The following is a 22,870-nucleotide window of genomic DNA, read 5'->3' as shown; positions in this document are numbered from 1 at the left end:
TATGGCCTTAGTGAACTATATCGATGAAGCACAGGCGGAGCCGCGCGTTAAAGCGGTGTTCGACGACATTAAACAGACGCGGCAGGTCGAGACGATTAACAATTTCTGGCTGGCGCTGGCTAATGACCCTGCCGCGCTGGAGCGCACCTGGTCGAGTCTGAAAGCCATTATGTCCCCCGATGGGGAGTTAGACCCATTGACCAAAGAGCTGATTTACGTTGCCGTTTCCATCACCAATGGCTGTGATTACTGCACGGTGTCGCACTTGGCAGCGGCGCGCAAGGCTGGGCTAACGGTGGGTCAGCGCAATGAACTACTGGCGATTGTCGGTATGGCCAATGAAACTAACCGGCTGGTGCAAGGGTATCAGGTCGATATCGACCCGGCACTGCACAGCTACGCGGCGGGTTTATAAGCCCAGCGCGGGTTCAGAGAGCTGGCGAACCCGCATCTGCGCATCAAATGCCTCTTTCTGTTTGATGAAAATATTAGCCATTAAGTTAGCTGCCCTGACATGAACCAACCGTTAACTTAATGAAAAAAAAGAATTATTCAGAGATAACCCGATAACGTTCTGCGGCATGTTCCTGAGCGAAACCCGGCAACATAGCTTGCCGGGCGGCCTGATAAACGCCCCACTGTTCAATATCATGCAGCGGTGGGATGGTCACTGGCTCGCGGCGGTCAAAACCTACTAATGCGGCATCGACCAATTCCCCTACCTCCATCAGCGCTGAAATAGTGTTGATATCGGTGCCAGAACGCTGCCAAATTTCAGTCCGTGTGGCGGCGGGCAACACCGCCTGAACATAGACACCTTGAGGCGCAAGCTCAAGACTGAGCCCTTGAGAAAGAAACAGTACAAACGCTTTGGTTGCACCATACACTGTCAAACCAAATTCAGGTGCCAAACCGACCACGGAGCCAATATTAATAATGGCCCCCTCACCTGCTGCCGCCAACCGAGGGGCAATAGCACTGGCAAGCCGCGCCAGGGCGGTGGTATTAAGGGTGATAATCCGCGTAATATCGTCAATGGACTGCTCAATAAAGCTGCCGCTAATATTCATGCCGGCATTGTTTACCAAGACTCCGATGCGGCTATCATCGCGTAATCGCGCCTCTACGGCGGCAAGCTCGCTGGGTTGAGTCAGATCAGCCGGTAAAACGTCCACATTAATGCCATTTTTTTGGCGAAGTTGGGTTGCCAATGTTTCCAATCGTGCACCATCGCGCGCCACCAATACCAAGTCATGCCCCCTAAGTGCGAAGCGCTCAGCATAAGTCGCACCAATACCCGATGAAGCACCGGTAATAAGAACCGCTGGAGTCGTGTTCATGAAGTTTTCTCTCTCAGGATGATTTATAGATGACAGTTGACATCTAATTTTAATATTATGACAACCATCATCTAAGTGTCAACGAGGATTCATTTGCATTAATAGATTACGCATGTCATATATAATAAATGTCAGTCATCATAAATAATCATTGGAATGGGGCTTCAATATGAAATACACCACTTTTGGCCGTAATAGCGGCCTGCGGGTCTCTGAATTGGCGTTGGGCACCGGTAATTTTGGTACCGCTTGGGGATATGGTTCGGAAAAAGAAGAAGCAAAACAAGTATTTGATCGCTTTTCCGATGCCGGTGGTAATTTCATCGACACCGCTGATACATATCAATTTGGTCAGTCTGAACAGCTTGTGGGCGAGTTTATTGCTGCGGAACGAGACCGCTTTGTGGTGGCGACAAAATATACATTGGGGGCGCAACCGGATGCTGGAATCACTCAAACCGGTAATAGCCGCCGCAATATGATCGCCTCGGTGGAAAGCAGTCTTAAACGGCTGAATACCGACCGTATTGATTTATTATGGGCGCATTTTGATGACCAGTTGACGCCGCTAGAAGAAATTGTGCGCGCTTTCGATGACCTGATCCGCGCCGGAAAAATACAATATGCTGGGCTTTCCAACTTCCCTGCATGGCGTATTGCTCGCGCTGATACTCTGGCAGAATTGCGCGGCTGGTCGCGTATTGCCGGTATTCAGGTGGAATATAGTCTGGTGCAACGAACCGCCGAGCGCGAATTGTTACCGATGGCTGAAGCATTGGGCTTGGCAGCCGCGCTATGGTCGCCACTGGGAGGCGGGTTACTGACAGGCAAATACCGCCACAGCAATGAAGGCCGACTACTGGGCTTCGCGGGCAAATTGGTGCATACCGAGCAAGATACCGCGCTACTGGATGAAGTTATCGCGGTATCACAGGAACACCATATCCAGCCATTACACGTCGCCATTGCCTGGTTGCGCCATAAGGCCGCAAACTCACCGACCAGTTTGATCCCTATTTTAGGTTCCCGTACGCTGGCTCAATTGAATGACACACTGGCAGCATTGGATGTGACATTAAGTGATGAACAAGTGGCCCGTCTTGATAAGGTCAGCGCCATCACGTTGGGGACACCACATGATCAAATTGCCAACACGCTGGCACGGGCTCAGGGCGGCGATAGCACTCGCATCATCCCCCCCCGAATACCGCGAGCATAAACCAGCTGATATATTGATGAGAGGCAACATCTATTGATGTGCTGGCATAGCATACCTTATGATGCTGCCTATTCACTAAGGAGAAATGTATGGCCCGAGTATCAAAACAGCAGATGGCGCTCAATCGCGAAGCCATTGTAGAGACGTCTTCGCAACTCTTCCGTGCTCGGGGTTTGAATGGCGTCAGTGTCAATGATTTAATGGCGGCGGTCGGTTTGACTCATGGCGGATTCTACGGGCATTTTGCGTCTAAAGATGAACTGGCGGCGATTGCCAGCCGCAAAGCGCTCGACGATTCCAGCACTCGCTGGCAAGAAATGGGCGACCAGCCAGACCAGAATAATCTACGCACCTTAGTAGAATTTTATCTCTCACCGACTCACCGAGATCACGCAGAAAATGGCTGTGCCATTACTGCACTCGCCAGCGATGTGGCGCGTGAGAATGATGAAAATCCAGTATGCGAAGTGTATCTCAGTGGCGTGAAATCCATGCTGGCAAGATTAGAGTCGGTTTCTGATATAGCAGACCCAGAACAGCGTAGGCAGCACGCCCTGGCGCAGTTGGCGATGTTGTCAGGGGCATTAACACTGGCACGGGCGACTGCTGGGGATAAAATATCGGATGAATTTCTTGATGCGGCCAAAACAGCCTTATTGGGGGAAGAAAAGTAATATTCCGTGTGGCCGGATTATCAGAGCGTTCTTATCAGGCGGGCGGGGTTACCGGCATAAACTCCTTTTAATATTATAGGCTTGGCAACCACACTCCCGGCACCAATGACCGCACCGCTACAAATTGAATCAGTCAATATTGTCGCGCCACTGCCAATAACCACATTATCACCCAAACAGATTCTCAGCCAATGGTTGGAATCTGGGTCAGGTGAACCCTGTTTAAAAAGATCATTGGCAAAAGTCACATTATGACCAATAAAGCAATTTTCACCGGTGGTGACATTCTCGCAGAGAAAGGTATGGGATTGTATCCGGCTGCCCCGTCCGATAATGCACCCTTTCTGAACCTCAACAAACGGGCCAATGAATACATCATCCTGGAGCGAGCACTCATAGAGGTTGACTGGCTCCACCACAGTGACGTTTTGGCCTGCGATCACATCCCGTATAGCGCATTTGATCATTTTCATGTTTTACTCCTCGCCGGCCACTGACTGCGCTTTCTATCACCACTATCATCATATCGTGCCAGTCAGTTTGGCGATCAGCAAGCCCATTTCTGGTGATGCAACACACAGAAACGGGCCGTAGAGGATAATACTCAAGTTACCGATTTAGGTTTTTCTTGGCATCCAACGCCTTGTGAATAGCGGCTTCCAATTCATTAGCTTCGAATTTCGCTACATAGGCATCGGCCCCCACTTTGCGGACATGATCTTCATTCGCGCTACCTGATAATGAAGAATGGATAATGACCGGGATATTTTTCAGGAACTCATCCCGTTTGATATTCAAAGTCAGGGTAAAACCATCCATCTCCGGCATTTCTAAATCGGTTAACACAAATGAGATTTTATCCGAAATCGGGCGGCCCTCGGCCCGAGCTTCTTCTGCTATCTTCTTGATTTTATTCCACGCTTCCAGGCCGGTAATATGCATTGCGGCCGGAATATCCATCATTTTCAGGGCTTGTTCCAGCATCGAGCGGGCAACTTTGGAATCTTCAGCCACAATGGCCACCGCCCCCGGTTTCAAATCGAATGCTTTGGTTTTCTCACTATCAATTTGAACATTGCGATTGGCCGGAAGGATGTCATATAAAATCTGTTCAACATCCAATACCAGCGCCAACCGGTTACTGGCTTTATCATTATCGAGACGCGCGATACTGGTGATATTGCGGCTTTTGACCCCCGCGTCAGCCGCCAGCACTTGGCTCCATTCCAAGCGAACAATATCATCAACAGATTCCACCGCAAATGCTTGGGTACTGCGGGCATACTCTGTCACCAGTAAAATGTTCAACCCGGTTTTGGGGACACAGCCAACAATAGCTGGGAGGTCAATCACAGGAATGATTTCCCCACGAATATTCGCCATGCCCATCATGGGTGAAGCCATGCCCGCCGCTTTGGTTAAACTTGGCATCGGGACTATTTCACGTAATTTGAATACGTTAATACCGTACAGTTCAGACTGCTGTTCCTCCTGAGATTCCCCCAAACGAAACAGCAACAACTCAAATCTGTTAGAGGAGGTGAGATTCGTTCTCTCTTCTATCTCTTTTTGAAAATTATCCATACTTTCCCCAATACCTTTTTCTAAAATGGAGGAACTTGTAACCTTATATCGGCAATTGGCGAAAAATGCTTAATTATTCGACTTAAGAAACAGGGAAAAATATTGAGGGTATCCGCTACGGGTCTGCAAACACCCTTTCACTGATAAAATCGATAAATACCCGTAACTTAGGTGTGATATAACGCCCAGAAGGCCACACCACATGCAAGCTGACGGTGCGCTTCATATAACCGTCCAATAAGGTGCGCAGCTTACCTTCCACCAGTGCGTTTCCCATCGAAAAATCCGGTAAGCATGCGATCCCCAGCCCGCGTAAAGCAAAACACATTCTGGTTTCAATGTTATTGCACACCATCGAAATGGGGATTTGCAAATCCGGCTCATAGGGCAACGGCCAGGTTTCCAATTTGCCACTGTTGGGATAGCGGTAGTGCAGACAGATATGGTTAGCCAACTCACTCGGATGCAGCGGCTCCCCATACTGTTCCAGATAGGCGGGTGAAGCCACCAGCAACACGTTGGACTGCCCCAACTTACGGGCAGATAGCCGAGAATCGGTCAGTTCACCGGTGCGAACCACGGCATCAAACCCCTCTTCGACTACATCAACAATCCGATCACTGAAATCCAGATCCAGTACAATGTCGGGATAAGCCAACATAAAATCAGCCAATACCGGCAATAGCAAGGTGCTCGCCAAGGGAAAACTGACCCGCAATTTGCCGCGTGGCTTATCGGCCAGTTGTAGCATTTCCAGCTCTGCGGCCTCGACCTCGGCCAAAATTCGCCGACTGCGCTCAAGAAAAATCGCTCCCTCAGAAGTCAGTGCAATACTGCGGGTGCTGCGATGAAACAGCCTCACTCCCAGCCGCGCCTCAAGCCGGGCGATACTTTTGCCGACCGCGGAAGCAGAAACCCCCAAAACACGCCCCGCCACCACAAAGCTGCGGGTCTCGGCCACTTGTACAAACACGGTCAAGCTGCTCAAATTATCCATCACATTTCCTATTGCGGACATTTTTGTCCTCTAATACTGGAAATCTACCCCACTTTTTCCTGATTGCGTAATTATTTACTGTATCGCTTGCTCTAGGGTTAAGTCGTCATTCATTCAGATTAAGGAATTACTATGTCCGCCAATTCGTTAGCGCCCCGACAGCCAGAGCCTCTGGCAAGCAGAATTAATGCCGTGATTGATCAGGCACTCTCCGAGCAGCGTTTAGTCGGTGCTGTGGTCATGGTTGCGCTTAATGGCGAAACCCATTTCTGCCGAGCAGCAGGTTGGGCGGATCGCGAAACCGAGCATCCCATGGCTGCCAACACCCTGTTTCGATTGGCTTCCATCAGCAAACCTATTGTTTCCACTGCCGCCATGGTGTTAGTCGCACAAGGTAAACTCGACCTTGATGGTGATATTCGCCACTGGTTACCTGACTTTCAACCACGTCTGGCTGACGGGGAATTACCCCAAATTACGGTGCGCCAATTACTCAGCCATACCGCCGGTCTGGGCTATCGCTTTGTTGAAGCGGATGAAAATGGGCCTTATGCTCGCGCGGGTATCTCCGATGGCATGGACCAATCAGCCATTACATTAAGTGAGAATTTACGTCGATTGGCGGAGGTGCCGCTGTATTATGCGCCGGGAACCTCGTGGGCTTATTCATTGGCAATTGATGTTTTAGGTGCAGTGATTGAGCAAGTTTATGGTCAGCCGTTAGATAAAGCCGTCCGGGCATTAGTCACCGGGCCGCTACAAATGGATGATACTGAATTTTTTACCCATGATATCAGTCGGTTATCGACACCTTATGTCAATGATATTCCTGCGCCACACCCTTTGCAGGAAGGGGAGATTGTCGCGCCGTTTCCGGATACCGTGGGGATTGAATTCTCCCCTGCCCGCGCGCTCAATCGCCATGCTTTCCCTTCTGGCGGTGCGGGGATGGTGGGCAGTGCCAGTGACCTGCTGCGCTTGTTGGAAACCCTGCGTCAGGGCGGTTCGCCCTTGCTCCCGGCAGCTTTGGTTGATGAGATGGGCCAGGATCAAACGCGCGGAATGACCTTACCAGATTCCCCCGGTTTGGGCTTTGGCTTAGGTTTTTCAGTGCTGCGTGACCCGGATGCGGCTGATTCGCCCGAGTCCGTCGGCACATGGAGCTGGGGCGGTGCCTATGGTCATTCATGGTTTGTTGATAAAATTCAAGGGATAAGCGTTGTAGCATTGACCAATACTCTCTACGAGGGAATGTCTGGGCAGTTTGTTAATGACCTGCGTGATGCTGTCTATGGCGTCGGGGAACAGCAATGAACCCGGCGCCCTTTCCTCTCGCGGCTTTGCTGGCACTGGCGATGACCGGCTTTATTGCCATCATGACCGAGACATTACCCGCCGGGTTATTGCCGCAAATTAGCCAGGAATTAGGGGTCTCACCAGCATTGGCAGGCCAATGGGTCACACTCTATGCGCTGGGTTCGTTAATGGCCGCAATCCCATTGATTGCGCTGACCCGCAGTTGGGGGCGACGTAAAGCCTTACTCAGCGCTATTATTGGGTTTTTCTTATTCAATACGCTGACCACTATTTCGCCGTGGTTCAGTTTAACTTTACTGGCCCGTTTTATGGCCGGTGCCGCTGCGGGGCTGGCCTGGGGGCTGATTGCCGGTTACGCACGGCGCATGGTGCAACCCCATCAGCAAGGGCGTGCAATGGCGATTGCCATGACCGGCACACCTGTAGCGCTGGCGCTAGGGGTGCCGCTGGGAGCATGGCTGGGCAGCGTGCTCAACTGGCGCAGTGCATTTGCTATTATGTCGGGATTAACTGTGCTGTTGATTATCTGGGTTATCGCGAAAGTCCCTGATTATCCTAGGCAATCAATCAAACAGCAGCAGCCAGTGCGCAAAGTATTCATCATCCCCGGCGTGCGCCCTGTGTTGTCGGTTATTGTCCTGTGGATGCTGGCGCACAATATTCTTTATACCTATATTGCGCCTTTTATCGCCCCAGCGGGGTTAGGCAATCAGGTCGATAAAGTGCTGTTAGTCTTTGGGATCAGTGCGCTGGCGGGGATTTGGCTGACCGGGCTGGTAGTGGATCGCTGGTTACGTGGCGCGGTATTACTCAGTATTGGCACCTTTGTTCTGGCGGCATTGATATTGGCAATTGAAGGAGGATCGCCCGCCGCTATTTACGCCAGCATGGTGTTGTGGGGGTTGAGTTTTGGCGGCGCACCCACCTTATTGCAAACCGCGTCGGCGGATGCCGCAGGGCAAGATGCCGATGTAGCGCAGTCAATGATTGTGGTGGCGTGGAATCTGGCTATTGCGGGCGGCGGGATAGTCGGTGGCCTGCTGTTACAAAGCGCCGGTGCGGCCAGTTTCCCATGGGCAGTGCTGGGGTTATTGTTCTTAGGGTTAATGGTTGTCTGGCAAGCACAGCGACACGGGTTCAAACCGGGCATTCGTAGCGCCATGCATTCGGCAAAATGTTGAGATGATATCTATAGCAATACCCGCTATCCGGCGGGTAGTTAATAACAAAGATATTTGTGGCTCAGTGAGTGAAGGGTTGACCACACCTAGGGGCACTCCGGTGGCTTACGCCACTACGACCCCAACGGCACGTTTCCCTTCATTTGATTTTTTCAGCAATCTGAAACACCCGCTATCCGGCGGGTGTTTTTTTAAAATTAATTGGCGTAGATAATTTTATCTGAATAAAGTGTTTCAATTGCTTGCTTATGCATATTTTTCTTTTTGTCGGTGACAATAATATCAATGTCGTTGATATCACTTATTTTCATTAACCCACTTTGACCAAACTTACTGGTATCACATAAAATGACTTTCTGTCGGCCCATAGCCAACATTTTCTTAGCTATACGCCCTTCATCCAAATTTTTCACCATCACACCAAAGTCACTGTCTATTCCGCCCACCCCAACAAAGGTGAAATCAGTATGAATGTCATTCATTTGTTCAATTGTCTGAATACCTAAATTCGCTTTATAAGTATGGTTATATTCACCGCCCAAGACATGCACGATAGCCATATTATTTTTACTTTTTATTTGATCGGCAATTAAGGATGAATTGGTAAAAACAGTCAATTTTACTAGCGGTAAGAATGAAGCAAAAATAAGTGTGGTGGTACAAGAGTCAATAAATAAGCTGTCGTTTTCCGTCACCAATGAGGCGGCATATTGGCCAATTAACATTTTTTCCTGGCGATTTAACTCCATTCTTTGAGCAAAACTGCCCTCTTGTATATTCTGAACCTTTATCGCACCGCCGTGGACTTTAGTAACTTCGCCACTCTTTTCCAAATAGGAAAGATCTCTGCGGATCGTTTCAGATGTCACACCCAACTCTTCGGAAAGACCAATAACAGAAACCTCACCAAGGCTATCCAGCTTTTCCAAAATAAACTGTTTACGTTTGATCTGATTCATAAGAATAAAGGCCCGAAGCTGTGCGATGCATTTTGTGCCATTCTACGCAATAATTTCATGAAAAAAAAGGCGATTCCATCACAGTGGCCAGAGTTGATTAATGGCAAAAGCAACCCCGTGTTGGTTATTATCCTGACTGACTCTATCCGCGCGAGATTTGACAAAATCACTGGCATTGCCCATTGCCACGCCGACAGCAGAAAACTGAAACATACTGATATCATTCTCTTGATCGCCAATACTGACGACAAATTCAGAACCAATATTTAAGTACTGAGATAAGTAATGCAAGGCTTCTCCCTTTGTAATTCCCTGTCTCATTATTTCGTAATAATGTTGACTGGTCTTACTGAGTGAGTATTGGCGGTGAAATTCTGCATCTATTTTATCGGCAACACTATTAATAAAATCAGCCGAGCCGACAATAGAGACTTTAACGATATCATCTCGTTGAGTAATAACCTTTGGTTCAATAGATATCAGTTCCATAGCAAAGAGTTGAGATTCATAGCGCGTGTAATCACTGACAGTCGACGAGCTGGATAGTATATTATCTCGGGTGAAAAAATGATGTGGGAATTTGTTCTCTGCCAGCATAGTTATCGCATTTTTTACCTCCCCGTCGTTCAATGGGGTAAAGCGAATATCTCTTTTCTCAACAGCATCATATATCCATGCGCCATTAAACGAAATAAAGTAGCGAATCAGATATTCTAATTCAGTATTACGGATAACTGCGGCAATAGCCTTAACCGGCCGAGCTGAACATAAAACCACCGTACCATGGTGATGAATAACATGCTTTATCGCGCTGATATTCTGAGCTGATATTTGGTTTTCCTGATTGAGTAAAGTGCCATCAAGATCAAGGGCCAATAATCTATACATATTTTAACTCCAATAAAAAAGGGAGAATACATTATTGCTAATACATTCTCCCGCCTGGTTAATATCCTACAATCAGTGAGTAATAAACTGCGTTACCACATCTTTGGCCGCATTACAGACCACATTATCAATGGCGGTGCCCACCACCAGAATATTAACGCCGGTATCTTTAAATGCTTTGGCATTTTCCAAGTTAATACCGCCCTCAGCTAACGTCGGGACGGAAACTGCACCGACCAATGCTAACAAGCGCTGTTTGATAACATCAGGAATATCGCCAGCGCCAACACCTTCATAGCTCATGCCGGTCATTAAACCAATCATATCAACACCTAACTCTTCCATCTTTTTCGCCACTTCGGCGACATCCGCCGGGGTTTCAGCCGCAATACCGAAGGTGTGCAAATCACTCGGGTGACCAATATAAGCATCCACTGTCAGGCCATATTTATGGGCTAAATCGACTAACTCTTTTAAATCTTCAAAACTGGATTTATGGGTATGTAAACCATCAGCGCCTGATTGAGCTATTAATAAAATATCCTGTTCAGTCACCGGCGTGGGGACAGTTTCAGTAAAGCCCCCGGCAATCCCGACAGTAATAAAAATATCGTCAGCCACCACATTACGCACCCCCTGCACCGCTTCCGCCATTTGCCCGATAGTGATTTCATGGCGAATTCGCTCGGCGGCATGCATATTTGTCACGCCATTATGGCCACGCGCCAATGCTAATGCTGGGTGATTCGGTTCTAATAATTTAACGCCTGAATCGCATACTGCTTTCGCTAAGCGAGCATCATCCCCGGTTATTCCGGTACTCAGAATAGTTTGACCGCCATGTAACGCAATGGCATTGCGTACTTTATCCATAGCGACGGAACGTTTTTTACTCATATCAGCGTTGAACATATTGACCTCTACTTGATTTATATAAAACTGCTTTTTTAATTGTTAACTCTTAGCCGAAATCCCTGGTGTTGGTGATTCGGGTATTGCCTTTTTAATTGCTACAAATTTGTTGGCTAATAGGGTGATAACACAGGTCAATACCAGCGTTACCGTCATGACTATCGCCATATGAAAAGCGTTATTTGATAAGAAGGGTGAGGCGAAAGCAGGGACATAAGCCACACCTTTAATATTTAATAATCCCAATAACATTCCGCCGACACCGGCTGAGAATATCGCGCCAGCAAAGACGACTTTATTAGAGAACATAAACGGATAAGCTGATTCGACGAACGTCCCGAAGCCCAAGTTAATTAATAATCCTGGTGCGGCAACGGCGGCTTCGCTTTTTTCTCGAGGGGCAATAACGTTTGCCAGGTTAATACCGGCTGCCACCATCACCAGCCCGACCATATCGACAGCACCAAGGAAACTGACACCGGACTTTTCCATTTCCAGCAATACCAGTGGCAATATAACGGCGTGATAAACCCCACCCAGAATAGCGGGCCAAATAACCAAACCGGCCAGTAATCCGGCTAAAATTGGGCTGAAAGCCAGAGTGGCTTCAATGGCCAATTTAATATAGTCACCGGCGGCTAAAGCCAATGGACTGAGCAGGTAATACATGACTAAGCCAGAGAATAGACCAGACAAACCGCCCGCCACGATATTGATAGTGGTCATGGGGAATTGCCATTTCAGACACAGCCCGAACAGATAGCGCACCATAATACCCGCGCCGATACCGCCCAGAATACCGCCAATTAAGCCGCCTTCAACTGACAGCACACCGGCCACAACACCGGCCACAATCGACACTTCATCTAGCTCGGAAACTTGTTTGGCCGCAATAACCGCGACAATCACCGGTAACCCTTTGAGCAATAATTCAAAGATAGCATTCAGTGATTGCAGCCCTGGGATATGGCTGAGTGCCAACACGATAGCCATGGCGATAAAACCGGGTAAAGCCGGGATCATGATGCTACGAATATTGATTCTTTTTAACAGGCTCTTGTCGCTACCCGGCATATTGGCATCGGCGCTGCCCAATATTGGGGTATATTTTATCTGCCAGTGTTTGCACAAGGAGGCAGTAAAAGAGATAGCCCGGGTACGGCTATTGGTGCCCGTGGTGCCAGAAGTGGCAATCACATTGGCACCTTTGGACGTGATAATCGCCATTGAGGTGCCGCCCGTCCCCACAATCGGGATTTTCTTTTCTATCGCCGCCAGAATAGCTTCTTTATTACTACGATCAGGATCGGCGCTCATGATAATGATGCCGTCAATATCACCGGCTCGGATTTGTGCCGCGATAGCCGCATCCGAAGATTTTACCGCATCATTCACCTCTGACAGTTTTCCCTGGAAGCTAATCCGGGGTTTATCGCTTTCCTCTGCGGTGATTGAATACACTGCGGCGGCGGTGGTCGGCTTTGCCACATCCATCGATTCTTCCGCTGCAATAAATTGCACCGCACTGACACCTAACCCCGCAGAGTGAAGTTGAGTATAAATTTCTTGTAGAAGTCTTTCCGGGTATGCACCACCGAGATTGAACAGATTTCCCCCGCTGCTTCCGAGTATTGCTACATTTTTCATGTCGGGCCTCAAAAGATAAGAAATGTTAGAAAGTGTTATTATGTTTTTAACTGCAATTCACAATCACAGAAAAAACAGCCCAAAGCAACATTAAACAACACAAGATCACTGATTAGCTCCATTGCTTGAATAACAATTAATTCTACTAATCAAAATATATGGTCATTAAATTAAACTAATATTCTTTAAAATTGAGATAACAAGATACTTAAAACTACAAATTGGCATTTTGTTGTTTTATTTTGTTTTGTTGTTTTCGTGATGAGGTTCAAATTATTGCGGCTTGATATTTCGGGTAAAAAGAAAAAGCGGAGAATCAAAGAGGGTTTCCGAAGCTGATACCCTCAGCTTCGGGCTATGCTGAGTGGTATCCGTGAGTCATGAAAAGATAAATGAGTGGCGGGTGCCATGGATTACTTTTTGGGTAAGCCGGTTTCAATTTCATGTCCTGCGGCTTGCCATTCAGGGAAGCCATCGACCCAGCGCCGTGCCTGTCGGCCTTCTGCTCGCAGCAGAGCAACCGCTTTCTCTGACAACATGCAATAAGCACCTCGGCAGTAAGCCACAACTTCTTGATTTGGTGAGAGTTCAACCAGGCGGTTTTCGAGTTCCTCTACGGGGATGTGGATAGCACCCGGTAAATGCCCTTGGCGATATTCATCTTCAGGACGTACATCCAGCAAAATAATACTGCCCTCCTGCATCCGACCCAGCAATTCATCTTGCGTAATAGCTTCCAGATGTTCACGACGGCGGAAAGCATCAGCAACCAGCTCACGAATTTCCGAATGATTGTGCGCCGCATAATGTTGTAAAGCATCCAGCACGGGCAATATCGGCCCATTGCCCAAACGGTAAAACACATGCTTTCCGTCCCGCCGTCCGAGTACAAAACCGGCGCGCTTTAAATGCTGCAAATGTTGCGATGTATTGGCAATAGATAACCCCGCCAGTTCAGCCAGATTCTCCACCGAGCGCTCTCCCTGCGCGATGTGGTCGAGCAGAATCAACCGGTGCGTATTACTGAGCACTCGCCCCAAATCCGCCATTTCGGCAAAAATCTGCAATGTGGATGGCAGTATTTCCGTTGACATAATCAATTTCCATCCTATCATTCAATTAATCAATTGAATGTAATATTAACTTAAAATAACGTAAGGCTCCAGTGGAGCTTGCCGCAAGGAACATGTTTATGAACATCGAATGGGAATTTATCAGAAACGCGGTTTTTATCGGTGTTGGGGCGACGATGGTCATGGATTTATGGGCGCTGATACAAAAACGCTGTTTTGGCGTGCCATCACTCAATTATGCCATGGTCGGCCGTTGGATTGGGCATTTCCCGCAGGGACGTTTTATTCATCAGAATATTAGCCAATCCTCCCCGATACCCGCAGAACGAGCGATCGGCTGGAGCGCCCACTATGCCATCGGGATTATTTTTGCCGCCCTGCTGTTAGCCATCAGTGGCCCCCAGCCGACGCTGACTACCGCGCTGTTGTTCGGCATTATCAGTGTGGCTGCGCCATTTTTCATTCTGCAACCGGGTATGGGGGCAGGTATCGCCGCTGCAAAAACACCACAACCCACGATTGCCCGGCTGCGAAGCTTGATTGCGCATACCAGTTTTGGTGTCGGCTTATATTTGGCAGCAAAATTGCTGGCGCAACTGGTCTATTAGTTCTCCAGTTGCTGTATTCACGCCGCTGGCCGATAGCGCCATAACCAGCGGCCAGTGGACATGCGGCGATAGAATAATACGCCGCGCACTATCCAATCGAGGAACATCCCCATCCAAACGCCGGTGACACCAAACCCTAATGTCACCCCCAGAATATAACCGGCAATAATACGGCACCCCCACATTCCCGCGAGCGCCACCCACATGGTGTAGCTGGCATCTTTCGCGCCTTTCAGCCCAGAGGGCAGCACCCAGGCCGCCGCCCAAATCGGCATAAAGAGTGCATTAATCCAAATTAGGTGCTTAACGACCGCGATAACCCCCGGTTCATGGGTATATAGCGACGCCAGAAATCCAGCACTGGGGATCGACAGCAAAGCGATAAAACACACCCCAAGGGTCGATAACCAAAAAATATGTTTGAGTTGGCGGATGGGCTGCAAAATCTGCCCTTTACCCAAGCGAGTTCCGATAATAATCGTCGATGTGTAACCCAGCGCATTACCCGGTAAGTTAATCAGCCCGACGATGGAAAACGCGATAAAGTTACCCGCGATCACTTCGGTGCCCATTCCGGCGACAAAACGCTGCGTAATAAGTTTGCCGACGTTAAACATCACCGACTCAACACTGGCAGGAATACCAATACTTAAAACCTCAAACATAATGGCCGAGGTAAAGGGCATAAAATAAGCTTTAAAGGGGATACGCAGAGTATTATTAGCACCGAAAATCAGCACTAACACCACCACCAAAGCCCCTAAATAACGGGAAAATGTGATGCCGATACCTGCCCCGATAAACCCCAGTCCCGGCCAGCGCCCCACGCCATAAATCAGCACGCTACTGATAGCAATATTAAGAATATTCATGGCGATATTGATAAACATCGGCAACCGCGTATTACCGGCACCACGCAATGCCCCGCATCCCACCAAGGTTATCGCCATGGCCGGATAATTCCACACCGTCAAATGCAGGTAAGTCAGCGCCATCATTTTGACTTCAGGATCAGCCTGGCTGGCCATAAGATTGATAATGGCGTCCCCGGCAAAATGTACCAGCAGCACCAATAATAGTGAGATTAAGACCAACAGAGAGATAGATTCGCGTGCTGCGGTTTGTGCCTGTTTCCGCTTACGTTGCCCCAAACTGAATGACACCACCACTGACGTACCGAGCGCCACGGAGGCAAAAAAAGCGGCGATTAGCATATTAAAGCTGTCGGCTAACCCAACTGCAGCCATAGCTTCTTTGCCCAACCAACTGACCAACAGAGTGCTAAACACCCCCATCAGCAGTACGCACAGACCTTCAATAAACAGCGGGATCGCCAGCGGTGTTATCTCCCGCCAAAACAGCACTCGATAGGATTTCCGCTTTTTATACCATGCATTTTCGCAAAAAATTTTCAACTTAATATACTCGAATTATTTAAGGTATATACTCGATGAAAGTCGATATGCACATCATAACAGAACAGCGAATTAATTTAAATGAAACCACATTTCATCAGCACGCAAATGAAATAGTTATGCAATACAATGCACATAAATATGCAAAATACCTTTGACTCTAACCCTAGTTTTGCGATATCAATGTAGGCATTGAAACCTTTGCCAGACAGACCTAATTTATACAGGATTTAATCGATGACAACTATTCTCAAACACCTTCCTATTAATCAGCGTGTTGGTATTGCTTTTTCCGGTGGTTTGGATACCAGCGCGGCCCTATTATGGATGCAGAAAAAAGGGGCAATTCCTTACGCTTATACGGCTAATCTGGGTCAGCCTGATGAAGAAGATTACGAAGCTATTCCGCGTAAAGCAATGGAGTACGGTGCAGAGAAAGCTCGTCTGATTGATTGCCGTAAGCAACTGGTTGCTGAAGGTATTGCCGCGATTCAATGTGGTGCTTTCCACAACACCACCGCAGGTGTGACTTACTTCAACACCACCCCACTAGGCCGTGCTGTGACCGGCACCATGCTGGTTGCCGCCATGAAAGAAGATGGTGTGAATATCTGGGGTGATGGCAGCACTTATAAAGGTAATGATATAGAGCGTTTCTATCGTTACGGTCTGTTGACTAATGCTGAACTGAAAATTTACAAACCCTGGCTGGATACCGATTTTATCGATGAATTGGGCGGTCGCCATGAGATGTCCGAATTTATGATTCAATCCGGTTTCGACTACAAAATGTCGACCGAGAAAGCTTATTCCACTGACTCCAACATGTTGGGTGCGACTCACGAAGCCAAAGATCTGGAATTCTTGAATTCTAGCGTCAAAATCGTTAACCCTATTATGGGCGTAAAATTCTGGGACGAAAATGTGGTGGTGAAAGCGGAAGAAGTGTCGGTCCGTTTTGAGCGCGGTTATCCGGTTGCATTAAATGGTGTGGTGTTTGAAGACAGTGTAGAGCTGATGATGGAAGCCAATCGTATTGGTGGACGTCATGGTTTGGGAATGAGCGACCAAATTGAAAACCGTATTATCGAAGCTAAAAGTCGCGGTATTTACGAAGCCCCAGGAATGGCATTGCTGCATATTGCTTATGAACGCCTGCTGACCGGTATTCATAACGAAGACACCATTGAGCAATACCATGCTAATGGTCGTGTTCTGGGCCGCTTGCTGTATCAAGGACGTTGGTTCGATCCACAAGCGCTGATGCTGCGTGACTCGGCTCAACGTTGGGTTGCTAGCGAAATAACCGGTGAAGTAACACTGGAGCTACGTCGTGGTAATGACTATTCGATTCTGAATACTGTGTCTGACAATCTCACTTATCAGCCAGAGCGCTTGACCATGGAAAAAGGTGATTCTGTATTTTCACCAGATGACCGTATCGGTCAGTTGACTATGCGTAACCTGGATATCACCGATACCCGTAAGAAGCTCTTTAGCTACGCCACCACTGGGTTGCTATCTTCTTCAGCCGAGGTCGGTTTACCGCAGGTGGATAATAATAATCTAGGTACACGCGGGATTCAGGATAAAAACAAGTAATTGTTATTATTAGTATAAATCGAAGCAGGCTTGGGCTATCACCCTAAACCTGCTTCGAGACCTGTCACCGAATCAACCTCAAACCGCCGATGTCGGCAATTCAATATTACTCTCCGCCAACGACCCCATATTATTATACATCGCACAAGCTGCATCCACTAAATGCATAGCAAGTGCCGCGCCGCTACCCTCACCCAAGCGCATACTCATTTGCAAATAAGGTTCCAGCTGCAAATGGTTTAACGCAATAATTGCGCCTTTTTCTGCTGATAAGTGGGACGGAATCAGATAATCACGCACTTTGGGTTCGATACGGCAAGCTGCTAAGGCAGAAGCGTAAGAGAGAAAACCATCCAGCACCACCGGCAAGCCCGCCGCCGCTGCGCCGAGCATGACACCGGTCATCCCCACCAAATCAAAACCACCGACTTTTGCCAACACATCAATGCCATCACTGCCATCCGGTTGATTGGTTTCAATGGCACGCCGCACCACGGCCACTTTGTGATGTAATTGCTCACTGGGGAAATTAGCCCCAATTCCCACCACCTGTTCAGGGTCACTGTCGGTAAATACACTAACCATCGCCGCCGCTGGGGTGGTATTCGCGATACCCAGCTCACCGACACCAAACACTTTCACGCCACTTGCCGCTTGTTGTAATGTCAGTGTGGCACTGGCAATCAGTAAATCTTCGGCCTGCTGACGGGTCATGGCCGCTTCGCGGGCAATATTGCCACTGCCTCGCGCCACTTTCATATCGATCACACCGGGGAGTGTCTCGCTGTCGATGCCCACATCCACTATCTTCACTTCCGCACCCGCGTTAGTCGCCAACACGCAAACACCGGTTACGCCTTTCACCATATTCAATGCCTGAATCATCGTCACGGCCCGTGGTGAGATAGCCACCCCCTCATCGAAAACGCCGTGGTCGGCCGCCATGACAATGATTTGCTTGCGGTCGACTTGATGGCCGTATAAACCGCGCATTCCTGCCAATTGGATAGCCAATTGCTCCAACCGGCCCAAGCTGCCGCAGGGCTTAAGCAAACCATCCAGCCGCGCTTTTGCTCGGCTCATCGCCCTACTATCCAGCGGTGCAATAGTCCGCAAAATTGATGAAAGTGTTTGCATGAATTTAACCTCGTGTTACAGGCTGCCAAACAGCCCGGCTATTGAACGCACGCAGAGTGACAAATCCATCATGGATTTCCAACACGCTGTATGCACCTTGCTCAAAATGAAAATGCCACATGGCAGCCGCTGGCATCGCCAGTAAGCGCGCCAACATTAGGCTTAATACCCCTTGATGGGATACCACTAACTGATTTTTTTCATTATCTTTTATTGAAAAAAGTGATTGAACCGCACTTTCTATACGGGCTGAAAACTGTGGGAAAGATTCCCCACCGGTGGGGCTGGCCTGCTGCCAATCAGCCACCCATGCTGCCCACGCATTAGGATCTTCACGTTGCAAATCATGGTGATGGCGCATTTCCCATTCACCGAAATTCATTTCATTTAATTGGTCATCGGCACTCGCATTGATTGAATGCCCCGCCAGCACGATATCGGCAGTATGGCGGGCGCGCAGCAATTGGCTGCTAACGGCGTGAGTAAACTCGACCTCCGCCAGCCAACCCGCGACATTACCGGCCTGCTCTGCCCCCAATGAAGTTAACGCCACGTCGGTCAGCCCGCAAAAAACACCGTGTAAATTGGCTTCAGTTTGCCCATGGCGCACCAGAAAAAGTCGCATAGAATGGCTCATCAAAAGTGATCAGAAATCGGCAACATCATAACAGTGCCAGTAAGAATACCAACTCGCCCACTTCAGCCGCAGCGCCCAGCGTGTCACCGGTTTGACCACCCAAACGGCGACGTAGATAGGCCGCCAATAACAGCACCACTACCATGGTGATAACCCATGCCAACAGTGCCGCGCCCTTGCCGAGTAACAGAGTTAATATCGTGCCAATCGCCAATGTGACCGCCGTTTGTTTCCCCGTCACTTTACCGATATAAATATTGCCCAATCCATTGCTTTCGCGCGCATAGCGTTGGCGATACATCAGCAGCACAATCACCGTGCGCCCGGCCACCGAGGCGGCGGTGAGCATCGCGAGCATCGATACATCGCGCAGCGCCAACTCACTGACCACCAGCACTTTTGCTACCACGATAAATATCAACGCCAAACCGCCGTTAGTCCCAAGGCGGCTATCGCGCATGATCTCCAGCATTTGCTCGCGTTTACGGGCAGAAAACACCCCATCACAGGTGTCGGCCAGCCCGTCGAGGTGAAAAGCACCGGTAATCAGCGCCAGCGCTAGCACATAACCCAAAGCCGCCAGCGGCACACCGCACCACGGCGCTAACAGAGTGAAAACCACCCCACCGAGCCCCCCGACAATCAAGCCAATGAATGGGAACCCAATAATACCGCTTTGGTAGTTATCCATCGCCAGCCCTTGAGTCCAGCGCTCTGGCACCGGAATGCGGGTCATAAACTGTAATGTTGCGAGAAATAAACGCAGGTTCATTTAATTTTTACCTCAATGCCCGACACCACTAAAAACACCTCGTCGGCGGCAGCGGCCAGGCGCTGATTAACCCGCCCGGCAATATCGCGAAAATGCCGCGCCAGGCGGTTTTCCGGCACAATGCCCATGCCCAATTCATTGGTCACCAGATAAATGGGAGCTGAACTTTGGGCACAGGCGGCCAGCAGTTCAGAAATTTGCTGCTGAATACCCACTTCAAGCGCCGCAAAATCCATCTGCTCCGGCGGCGTATCACCCGCCAATTCAAACAGCAGATTGGTAATAAGTGTGGTAATGCATTCCAACATCACGGCTTCACCGGGTTCGACCTGCTGCTCCAGCACCGCACCTAAATCCCGATAACCTTCCCAAGTGCGCCAGTGTGCCGGGCGGCTGGCGCGATGCAATGCAACCCGCTCGGCCATTTCCGCATCTGTCACCACCGAGGTAGCAATGTAAAACACCCGCTCAGCTGCTTGCGCTGCCATACGCTCTGCCAATGAACTCTTGCCACTGCGCGCCCCGCCGGTAATCAAAATCACTGCACGCTCTCCTGTTGGTGTGCTTTCATTAACTCTAGAATCCTATTAATATCAATATGTTCACGCATATTCGAGGCCAGAATATCGAACTGCTGCTGTTTATGTTCAGCATAATTCACCGTCACGCCATCAAAAGCCGCCAGCCCTTTGCGTTGCCGCAGGCTATCCAATAGCGGGCGGGTAAAGTGGTGGCTATCAAACAGCCCATGAATATAGCTGCCCAACACGCTGCCATCGCGATTTACCGCGCCATCGACCCACTGCTCGGCTTGCCCGTTGCGCAAGGTTAAGCGCGCAAAAGGCACGGCTGCGGCCCCCAACAGGGATGCGCCCATGTGGATTTCATAGCCTTCAAGCGGGTGCTCGCCGCAGTTTTTTAATATTCCCGGCAGTCCTGTTTGGCAATAGCCGCTCACCCGTGTGGTGACTTTCTCTACTGCGAACTCAGTTTCCACATCCAATAAGCCCAAGCCGTCCATCTGCTCTAAGCCCGACTCCACACCATCAATAATGCGTTTTCCCAACATTTGATAACCGCCGCAAATCCCTATCACCGGCACATTGTGTTGATGTTGCGCTAATAGCGCCGCCGCCAGCCCACTGTGATGTAACCATTGCAAATCCCCCAGCGTATTTTTGCTGCCCGGCAAGATAATTAAGTCCGGTTGGCCTAAAGCCGATAATTGAGAAACATAGCGCAGACGTACATCCGGCTGGGCCGCCAGCGCATTAAAATCGGTAAAATTGGCAATATGCGGCAAGTGGATCACTGCAATATCCAGCGATTTCTCCGCCGAATGCTGATATTTTCCCTGTTGCAGTGCGACGCCATCTTCATCTTCTAAATCAATGTCCAGCCACGGCATCACCCCCAGCACCGGGACATTTGTCAGGGCTTCAATCTGTTCCAGGCCGGAGGTCAGCAGCGCGATATCACCGCGAAACTTATTGATTATCACCCCCTTGACCCGCGCTTTTTCATGCGGATGCAGCAACGCCAAAGTGCCATAAATCGCCGCAAAAACTCCGCCGCGATCAATATCAGCCACCAGCAATACCGGCGCATCCGCCATCTCCGCCATGCCCATATTGACGATATCACGGTCACGCAGATTGATTTCTGCCGGGCTACCCGCCCCTTCCAGCACCATGACGTCATATTCGCGCGCTAAACTGTGGTAAACCTCGCTGATTTGCTGTTGCAATTGCGGCTTATATTGATGGTATTCCACCGCATCCATATTGCAGGCCACTTTGCCCATTAAAACCACCTGCGCCTTGCGGTCACTGGTGGGTTTAAGCAACACCGGGTTCATGCGGACATCCGGCGCTATTCCAGCGGCTTCGGCCTGGAAAATCTGCGCCCGGCCCATCTCTTCGCCTTGTGCCGTAATCCCAGAATTGAGCGCCATATTCTGCGATTTAAACGGCGCGCAGCGGTAGCCATCTTGCCTAAAAATGCGGCATAACCCCGCCACTAACACACTTTTACCGACGTCAGAGGCAGTGCCTTGCACCATTATCGACAAATTCATTACCGGCCGACTCATCGCATTTCCTCCGTTTCCCGCTGGCGCATCAGCGCAAAAAGTTGCTCTTCCGTTTTACACAGCGGCAACCCCAGCTCACTGTGCATTTTGACCAACCACGGCTGAACCAGCCCGGCGGCTTGCAGTTTATCCTGTTGCAGGAATACCTCGGTGGTTTCACCGGCAATCATCAGATGACCATGGGATAAGACATAGAGGTAATCACAAACCTTATAAATCAAATCAATATCATGGCTGGAGAGAATAACCCGTTTTCCCTCCGCGACAATACGCTCAATAATAGTAATCATGTGCTGGCGGCCCGCCGGGTCTAGCCCTGCGGTGGGTTCATCCAGCAACAGATATTCGGCCTCCATCACCAGCGCACCGGCAATAGCTACCCGTTTTTTCTGCCCGTGACTCAAATGCTGAATAGATTTATGGCGAAATCCCTGGGCATCCACCAAGGTTAATGCTCGGTCAACCCGCTGAGCAATAATCTCTTCCGCCATGCCCAAATTGCGCAAGCTAAACGCGATGTCGCTGTCAATATCGGTATAAAAAATCTGCTGCTCTGGGTCTTGAAATACCGTGGTGACGCGCTGGCGTAATTCACGCAAACTGGCCTTTTTATAACTGAGCGGCTCACCTTGCCACAACACCGCGCCCTGTTGCGGTTGCAGAATTCCGGTCAAATTCATAAATAATGTGGATTTGCCACAACCATTGGCCCCCAAGACCCCGGTGACTGCATGCTGACTGAAATCCAGTGTCAGGTCGTGCAATACCTGTTCATCCTGATAGCTGAAACCTAACTGCCGGGTGGCTAACATTACA

At 49.3% G+C, this 22,870-nt stretch carries 23 protein-coding genes; 7 read left to right on the top strand and 16 right to left on the bottom strand.

From position 1 onward, the window contains the following. Position 1 precedes the first annotated feature (1 nt). Complete coding sequence (locus tag DX162_RS13835; protein WP_004388864.1) at positions 2-415, top strand: carboxymuconolactone decarboxylase family protein; 414 nt, start codon at positions 2-4, stop codon at positions 413-415. A gap of 133 nt (positions 416-548) precedes the next feature. On the opposite strand, the gene DX162_RS13830 is transcribed toward DX162_RS13835, so the two are convergent. Continuing rightward, a complete protein-coding gene (locus DX162_RS13830; RefSeq protein WP_004388863.1) occupies positions 549-1,340 on the bottom strand; it encodes an SDR family NAD(P)-dependent oxidoreductase in 792 nt (263 codons plus the stop codon). 169 nt (positions 1,341-1,509) lie between these two features. Between DX162_RS13830 and DX162_RS13825 the strand changes: the two genes are divergently transcribed. Next, positions 1,510-2,559: an aldo/keto reductase gene (locus DX162_RS13825; RefSeq protein WP_032819056.1), complete on the top strand. Its 1,050-nt coding sequence runs from the start codon at positions 1,510-1,512 to the stop codon at positions 2,557-2,559. A gap of 89 nt (positions 2,560-2,648) precedes the next feature. Then, positions 2,649-3,233 (top strand): TetR/AcrR family transcriptional regulator, encoded by a 585-nt coding sequence (locus tag DX162_RS13820; protein WP_004388861.1) that lies wholly within the window; start codon positions 2,649-2,651, stop codon positions 3,231-3,233. Positions 3,234-3,253: 20 nt separating this feature from the next. Here DX162_RS13820 and DX162_RS13815 read toward each other — a convergent pair whose 3' ends face one another. The 3 genes from DX162_RS13815 to DX162_RS13805 all read right to left on the bottom strand — a co-directional run bounded on the left by DX162_RS13815 (position 3,254) and on the right by DX162_RS13805 (position 5,814). After that, a complete protein-coding gene (locus tag DX162_RS13815; protein WP_004388860.1) occupies positions 3,254-3,706 on the bottom strand; it encodes an acyltransferase in 453 nt (150 codons plus the stop codon). 136 nt (positions 3,707-3,842) lie between these two features. Continuing rightward, entirely contained in the window at positions 3,843-4,817 is a 975-nt protein-coding gene (locus DX162_RS13810; RefSeq protein WP_004388859.1) for a chemotaxis protein, read from the bottom strand. 115 nt (positions 4,818-4,932) lie between these two features. Further along, positions 4,933-5,814, bottom strand: coding sequence for a LysR family transcriptional regulator (locus DX162_RS13805; protein WP_032819054.1), 882 nt, complete (start codon positions 5,812-5,814; stop codon positions 4,933-4,935). Between the two features lie 132 nt (positions 5,815-5,946). Here DX162_RS13805 and DX162_RS13800 point away from each other — a divergent pair, with 132 nt between their 5' ends. Continuing rightward, positions 5,947-7,128, top strand: coding sequence for a serine hydrolase domain-containing protein (locus tag DX162_RS13800; RefSeq protein WP_004388857.1), 1,182 nt, complete (start codon positions 5,947-5,949; stop codon positions 7,126-7,128). Beyond that, the gene (locus DX162_RS13795; protein ID WP_032819053.1) at positions 7,125-8,312 is read left to right on the top strand and encodes an MFS transporter; all 1,188 of its coding nucleotides are present in this window, start codon (positions 7,125-7,127) and stop codon (positions 8,310-8,312) included. Before DX162_RS13800 ends, DX162_RS13795 begins: the two co-directional genes overlap by 4 nt. A 197-nt stretch (positions 8,313-8,509) precedes the next feature. Here DX162_RS13795 and DX162_RS13785 read toward each other — a convergent pair whose 3' ends face one another. The 5 genes from DX162_RS13785 to DX162_RS13765 all read right to left on the bottom strand — a co-directional run bounded on the left by DX162_RS13785 (position 8,510) and on the right by DX162_RS13765 (position 13,812). Next, the gene (locus DX162_RS13785) at positions 8,510-9,271 is read right to left on the bottom strand and encodes a DeoR/GlpR family DNA-binding transcription regulator (RefSeq protein ID WP_004388855.1); all 762 of its coding nucleotides are present in this window, start codon (positions 9,269-9,271) and stop codon (positions 8,510-8,512) included. 78 nt (positions 9,272-9,349) lie between these two features. Then, positions 9,350-10,159 (bottom strand): Cof-type HAD-IIB family hydrolase, encoded by an 810-nt coding sequence (locus DX162_RS13780; protein WP_004388854.1) that lies wholly within the window; start codon positions 10,157-10,159, stop codon positions 9,350-9,352. A 72-nt stretch (positions 10,160-10,231) separates the two neighbouring features. Further along, complete coding sequence (locus DX162_RS13775) at positions 10,232-11,071, bottom strand: beta/alpha barrel domain-containing protein (protein WP_004388853.1); 840 nt, start codon at positions 11,069-11,071, stop codon at positions 10,232-10,234. A 42-nt stretch (positions 11,072-11,113) separates the two neighbouring features. Beyond that, complete coding sequence (locus tag DX162_RS13770) at positions 11,114-12,718, bottom strand: hypothetical protein (protein WP_004388852.1); 1,605 nt, start codon at positions 12,716-12,718, stop codon at positions 11,114-11,116. Between the two features lie 413 nt (positions 12,719-13,131). Next, complete coding sequence (locus DX162_RS13765; protein ID WP_004388851.1) at positions 13,132-13,812, bottom strand: ArsR/SmtB family transcription factor; 681 nt, start codon at positions 13,810-13,812, stop codon at positions 13,132-13,134. Between the two features lie 92 nt (positions 13,813-13,904). Here DX162_RS13765 and DX162_RS13760 point away from each other — a divergent pair, with 92 nt between their 5' ends. After that, entirely contained in the window at positions 13,905-14,399 is a 495-nt protein-coding gene (locus DX162_RS13760; protein WP_004388850.1) for a DUF2938 domain-containing protein, read from the top strand. Positions 14,400-14,416: 17 nt separating this feature from the next. Here the strand turns inward: DX162_RS13760 and DX162_RS13755 are convergent, their stop codons facing one another. Next, positions 14,417-15,814 (bottom strand): EmmdR/YeeO family multidrug/toxin efflux MATE transporter, encoded by a 1,398-nt coding sequence (locus DX162_RS13755; protein ID WP_004388849.1) that lies wholly within the window; start codon positions 15,812-15,814, stop codon positions 14,417-14,419. Positions 15,815-16,051: 237 nt separating this feature from the next. Here DX162_RS13755 and argG point away from each other — a divergent pair, with 237 nt between their 5' ends. Continuing rightward, complete coding sequence (argG, locus tag DX162_RS13750) at positions 16,052-17,416, top strand: argininosuccinate synthase (protein ID WP_004388847.1); 1,365 nt, start codon at positions 16,052-16,054, stop codon at positions 17,414-17,416. Between the two features lie 78 nt (positions 17,417-17,494). On the opposite strand, the gene cobT is transcribed toward argG, so the two are convergent. Genes cobT through DX162_RS13720 form a run of 6 tightly spaced genes read right to left on the bottom strand, consistent with a single transcriptional unit; the run spans position 17,495 to position 22,866 of the window. Further along, positions 17,495-18,553, bottom strand: coding sequence for a nicotinate-nucleotide--dimethylbenzimidazole phosphoribosyltransferase (gene cobT / locus DX162_RS13745; RefSeq protein WP_004388846.1), 1,059 nt, complete (start codon positions 18,551-18,553; stop codon positions 17,495-17,497). A 4-nt stretch (positions 18,554-18,557) separates the two neighbouring features. Beyond that, on the bottom strand, positions 18,558-19,178 hold the full coding sequence (locus tag DX162_RS13740; RefSeq protein ID WP_004388845.1) for an adenosylcobalamin/alpha-ribazole phosphatase: 621 nt from the start codon (positions 19,176-19,178) through the stop codon (positions 18,558-18,560). 37 nt (positions 19,179-19,215) lie between these two features. Continuing rightward, positions 19,216-19,962 (bottom strand): adenosylcobinamide-GDP ribazoletransferase, encoded by a 747-nt coding sequence (gene cobS / locus DX162_RS13735; protein ID WP_032819049.1) that lies wholly within the window; start codon positions 19,960-19,962, stop codon positions 19,216-19,218. After that, positions 19,959-20,504: a bifunctional adenosylcobinamide kinase/adenosylcobinamide-phosphate guanylyltransferase gene (gene cobU, locus DX162_RS13730; protein WP_032819047.1), complete on the bottom strand. Its 546-nt coding sequence runs from the start codon at positions 20,502-20,504 to the stop codon at positions 19,959-19,961. The genes cobS and cobU overlap by 4 nt, the downstream gene beginning before the upstream one ends. Beyond that, positions 20,501-22,039: a cobyric acid synthase gene (locus tag DX162_RS13725; protein WP_004388842.1), complete on the bottom strand. Its 1,539-nt coding sequence runs from the start codon at positions 22,037-22,039 to the stop codon at positions 20,501-20,503. The genes cobU and DX162_RS13725 overlap by 4 nt, the downstream gene beginning before the upstream one ends. A gap of 11 nt (positions 22,040-22,050) precedes the next feature. Further along, positions 22,051-22,866, bottom strand: a complete 816-nt coding sequence (locus tag DX162_RS13720; protein WP_004388841.1) for an ATP-binding cassette domain-containing protein — start codon at positions 22,864-22,866, stop codon at positions 22,051-22,053. Positions 22,867-22,870 lie beyond the last annotated feature (4 nt).

The sequence above is a fragment of the Yersinia kristensenii genome, from assembly GCF_900460525.1.
In the GTDB taxonomy this organism is placed as follows: Bacteria; Pseudomonadota; Gammaproteobacteria; order Enterobacterales; family Enterobacteriaceae; genus Yersinia; species Yersinia kristensenii.
This window is presented reverse-complemented; position numbering and strand designations above follow the sequence as displayed.

Bases quoted from the DNA above. Each gene is read 5' to 3' on its own strand.
- DX162_RS13835 (WP_004388864.1), top strand. From the start codon at position 2: ATGGCCTTAGTGAACTATATCGATGAAGCACAGGCGGAGCCGCGCGTT.
- DX162_RS13830 (WP_004388863.1), bottom strand. From the start codon at position 1,340: ATGAACACGACTCCAGCGGTTCTTATTACCGGTGCTTCATCGGGTATT.
- DX162_RS13825 (WP_032819056.1), top strand. From the start codon at position 1,510: ATGAAATACACCACTTTTGGCCGTAATAGCGGCCTGCGGGTCTCTGAA.
- DX162_RS13820 (WP_004388861.1), top strand. From the start codon at position 2,649: ATGGCCCGAGTATCAAAACAGCAGATGGCGCTCAATCGCGAAGCCATT.
- DX162_RS13815 (WP_004388860.1), bottom strand. From the start codon at position 3,706: ATGAAAATGATCAAATGCGCTATACGGGATGTGATCGCAGGCCAAAAC.
- DX162_RS13810 (WP_004388859.1), bottom strand. From the start codon at position 4,817: ATGGATAATTTTCAAAAAGAGATAGAAGAGAGAACGAATCTCACCTCC.
- DX162_RS13805 (WP_032819054.1), bottom strand. From the start codon at position 5,814: ATGGATAATTTGAGCAGCTTGACCGTGTTTGTACAAGTGGCCGAGACC.
- DX162_RS13800 (WP_004388857.1), top strand. From the start codon at position 5,947: ATGTCCGCCAATTCGTTAGCGCCCCGACAGCCAGAGCCTCTGGCAAGC.
- DX162_RS13795 (WP_032819053.1), top strand. From the start codon at position 7,125: ATGAACCCGGCGCCCTTTCCTCTCGCGGCTTTGCTGGCACTGGCGATG.
- DX162_RS13785 (WP_004388855.1), bottom strand. From the start codon at position 9,271: ATGAATCAGATCAAACGTAAACAGTTTATTTTGGAAAAGCTGGATAGC.
- DX162_RS13780 (WP_004388854.1), bottom strand. From the start codon at position 10,159: ATGTATAGATTATTGGCCCTTGATCTTGATGGCACTTTACTCAATCAG.
- DX162_RS13775 (WP_004388853.1), bottom strand. From the start codon at position 11,071: ATGTTCAACGCTGATATGAGTAAAAAACGTTCCGTCGCTATGGATAAA.
- DX162_RS13770 (WP_004388852.1), bottom strand. From the start codon at position 12,718: ATGAAAAATGTAGCAATACTCGGAAGCAGCGGGGGAAATCTGTTCAAT.
- DX162_RS13765 (WP_004388851.1), bottom strand. From the start codon at position 13,812: ATGTCAACGGAAATACTGCCATCCACATTGCAGATTTTTGCCGAAATG.
- DX162_RS13760 (WP_004388850.1), top strand. From the start codon at position 13,905: ATGTTTATGAACATCGAATGGGAATTTATCAGAAACGCGGTTTTTATC.
- argG (WP_004388847.1), top strand. From the start codon at position 16,052: ATGACAACTATTCTCAAACACCTTCCTATTAATCAGCGTGTTGGTATT.
- cobT (WP_004388846.1), bottom strand. From the start codon at position 18,553: ATGCAAACACTTTCATCAATTTTGCGGACTATTGCACCGCTGGATAGT.
- DX162_RS13740 (WP_004388845.1), bottom strand. From the start codon at position 19,178: ATGCGACTTTTTCTGGTGCGCCATGGGCAAACTGAAGCCAATTTACAC.
- cobS (WP_032819049.1), bottom strand. From the start codon at position 19,962: ATGAACCTGCGTTTATTTCTCGCAACATTACAGTTTATGACCCGCATT.
- DX162_RS13725 (WP_004388842.1), bottom strand. From the start codon at position 22,039: ATGAATTTGTCGATAATGGTGCAAGGCACTGCCTCTGACGTCGGTAAA.
- DX162_RS13720 (WP_004388841.1), bottom strand. From the start codon at position 22,866: ATGTTAGCCACCCGGCAGTTAGGTTTCAGCTATCAGGATGAACAGGTA.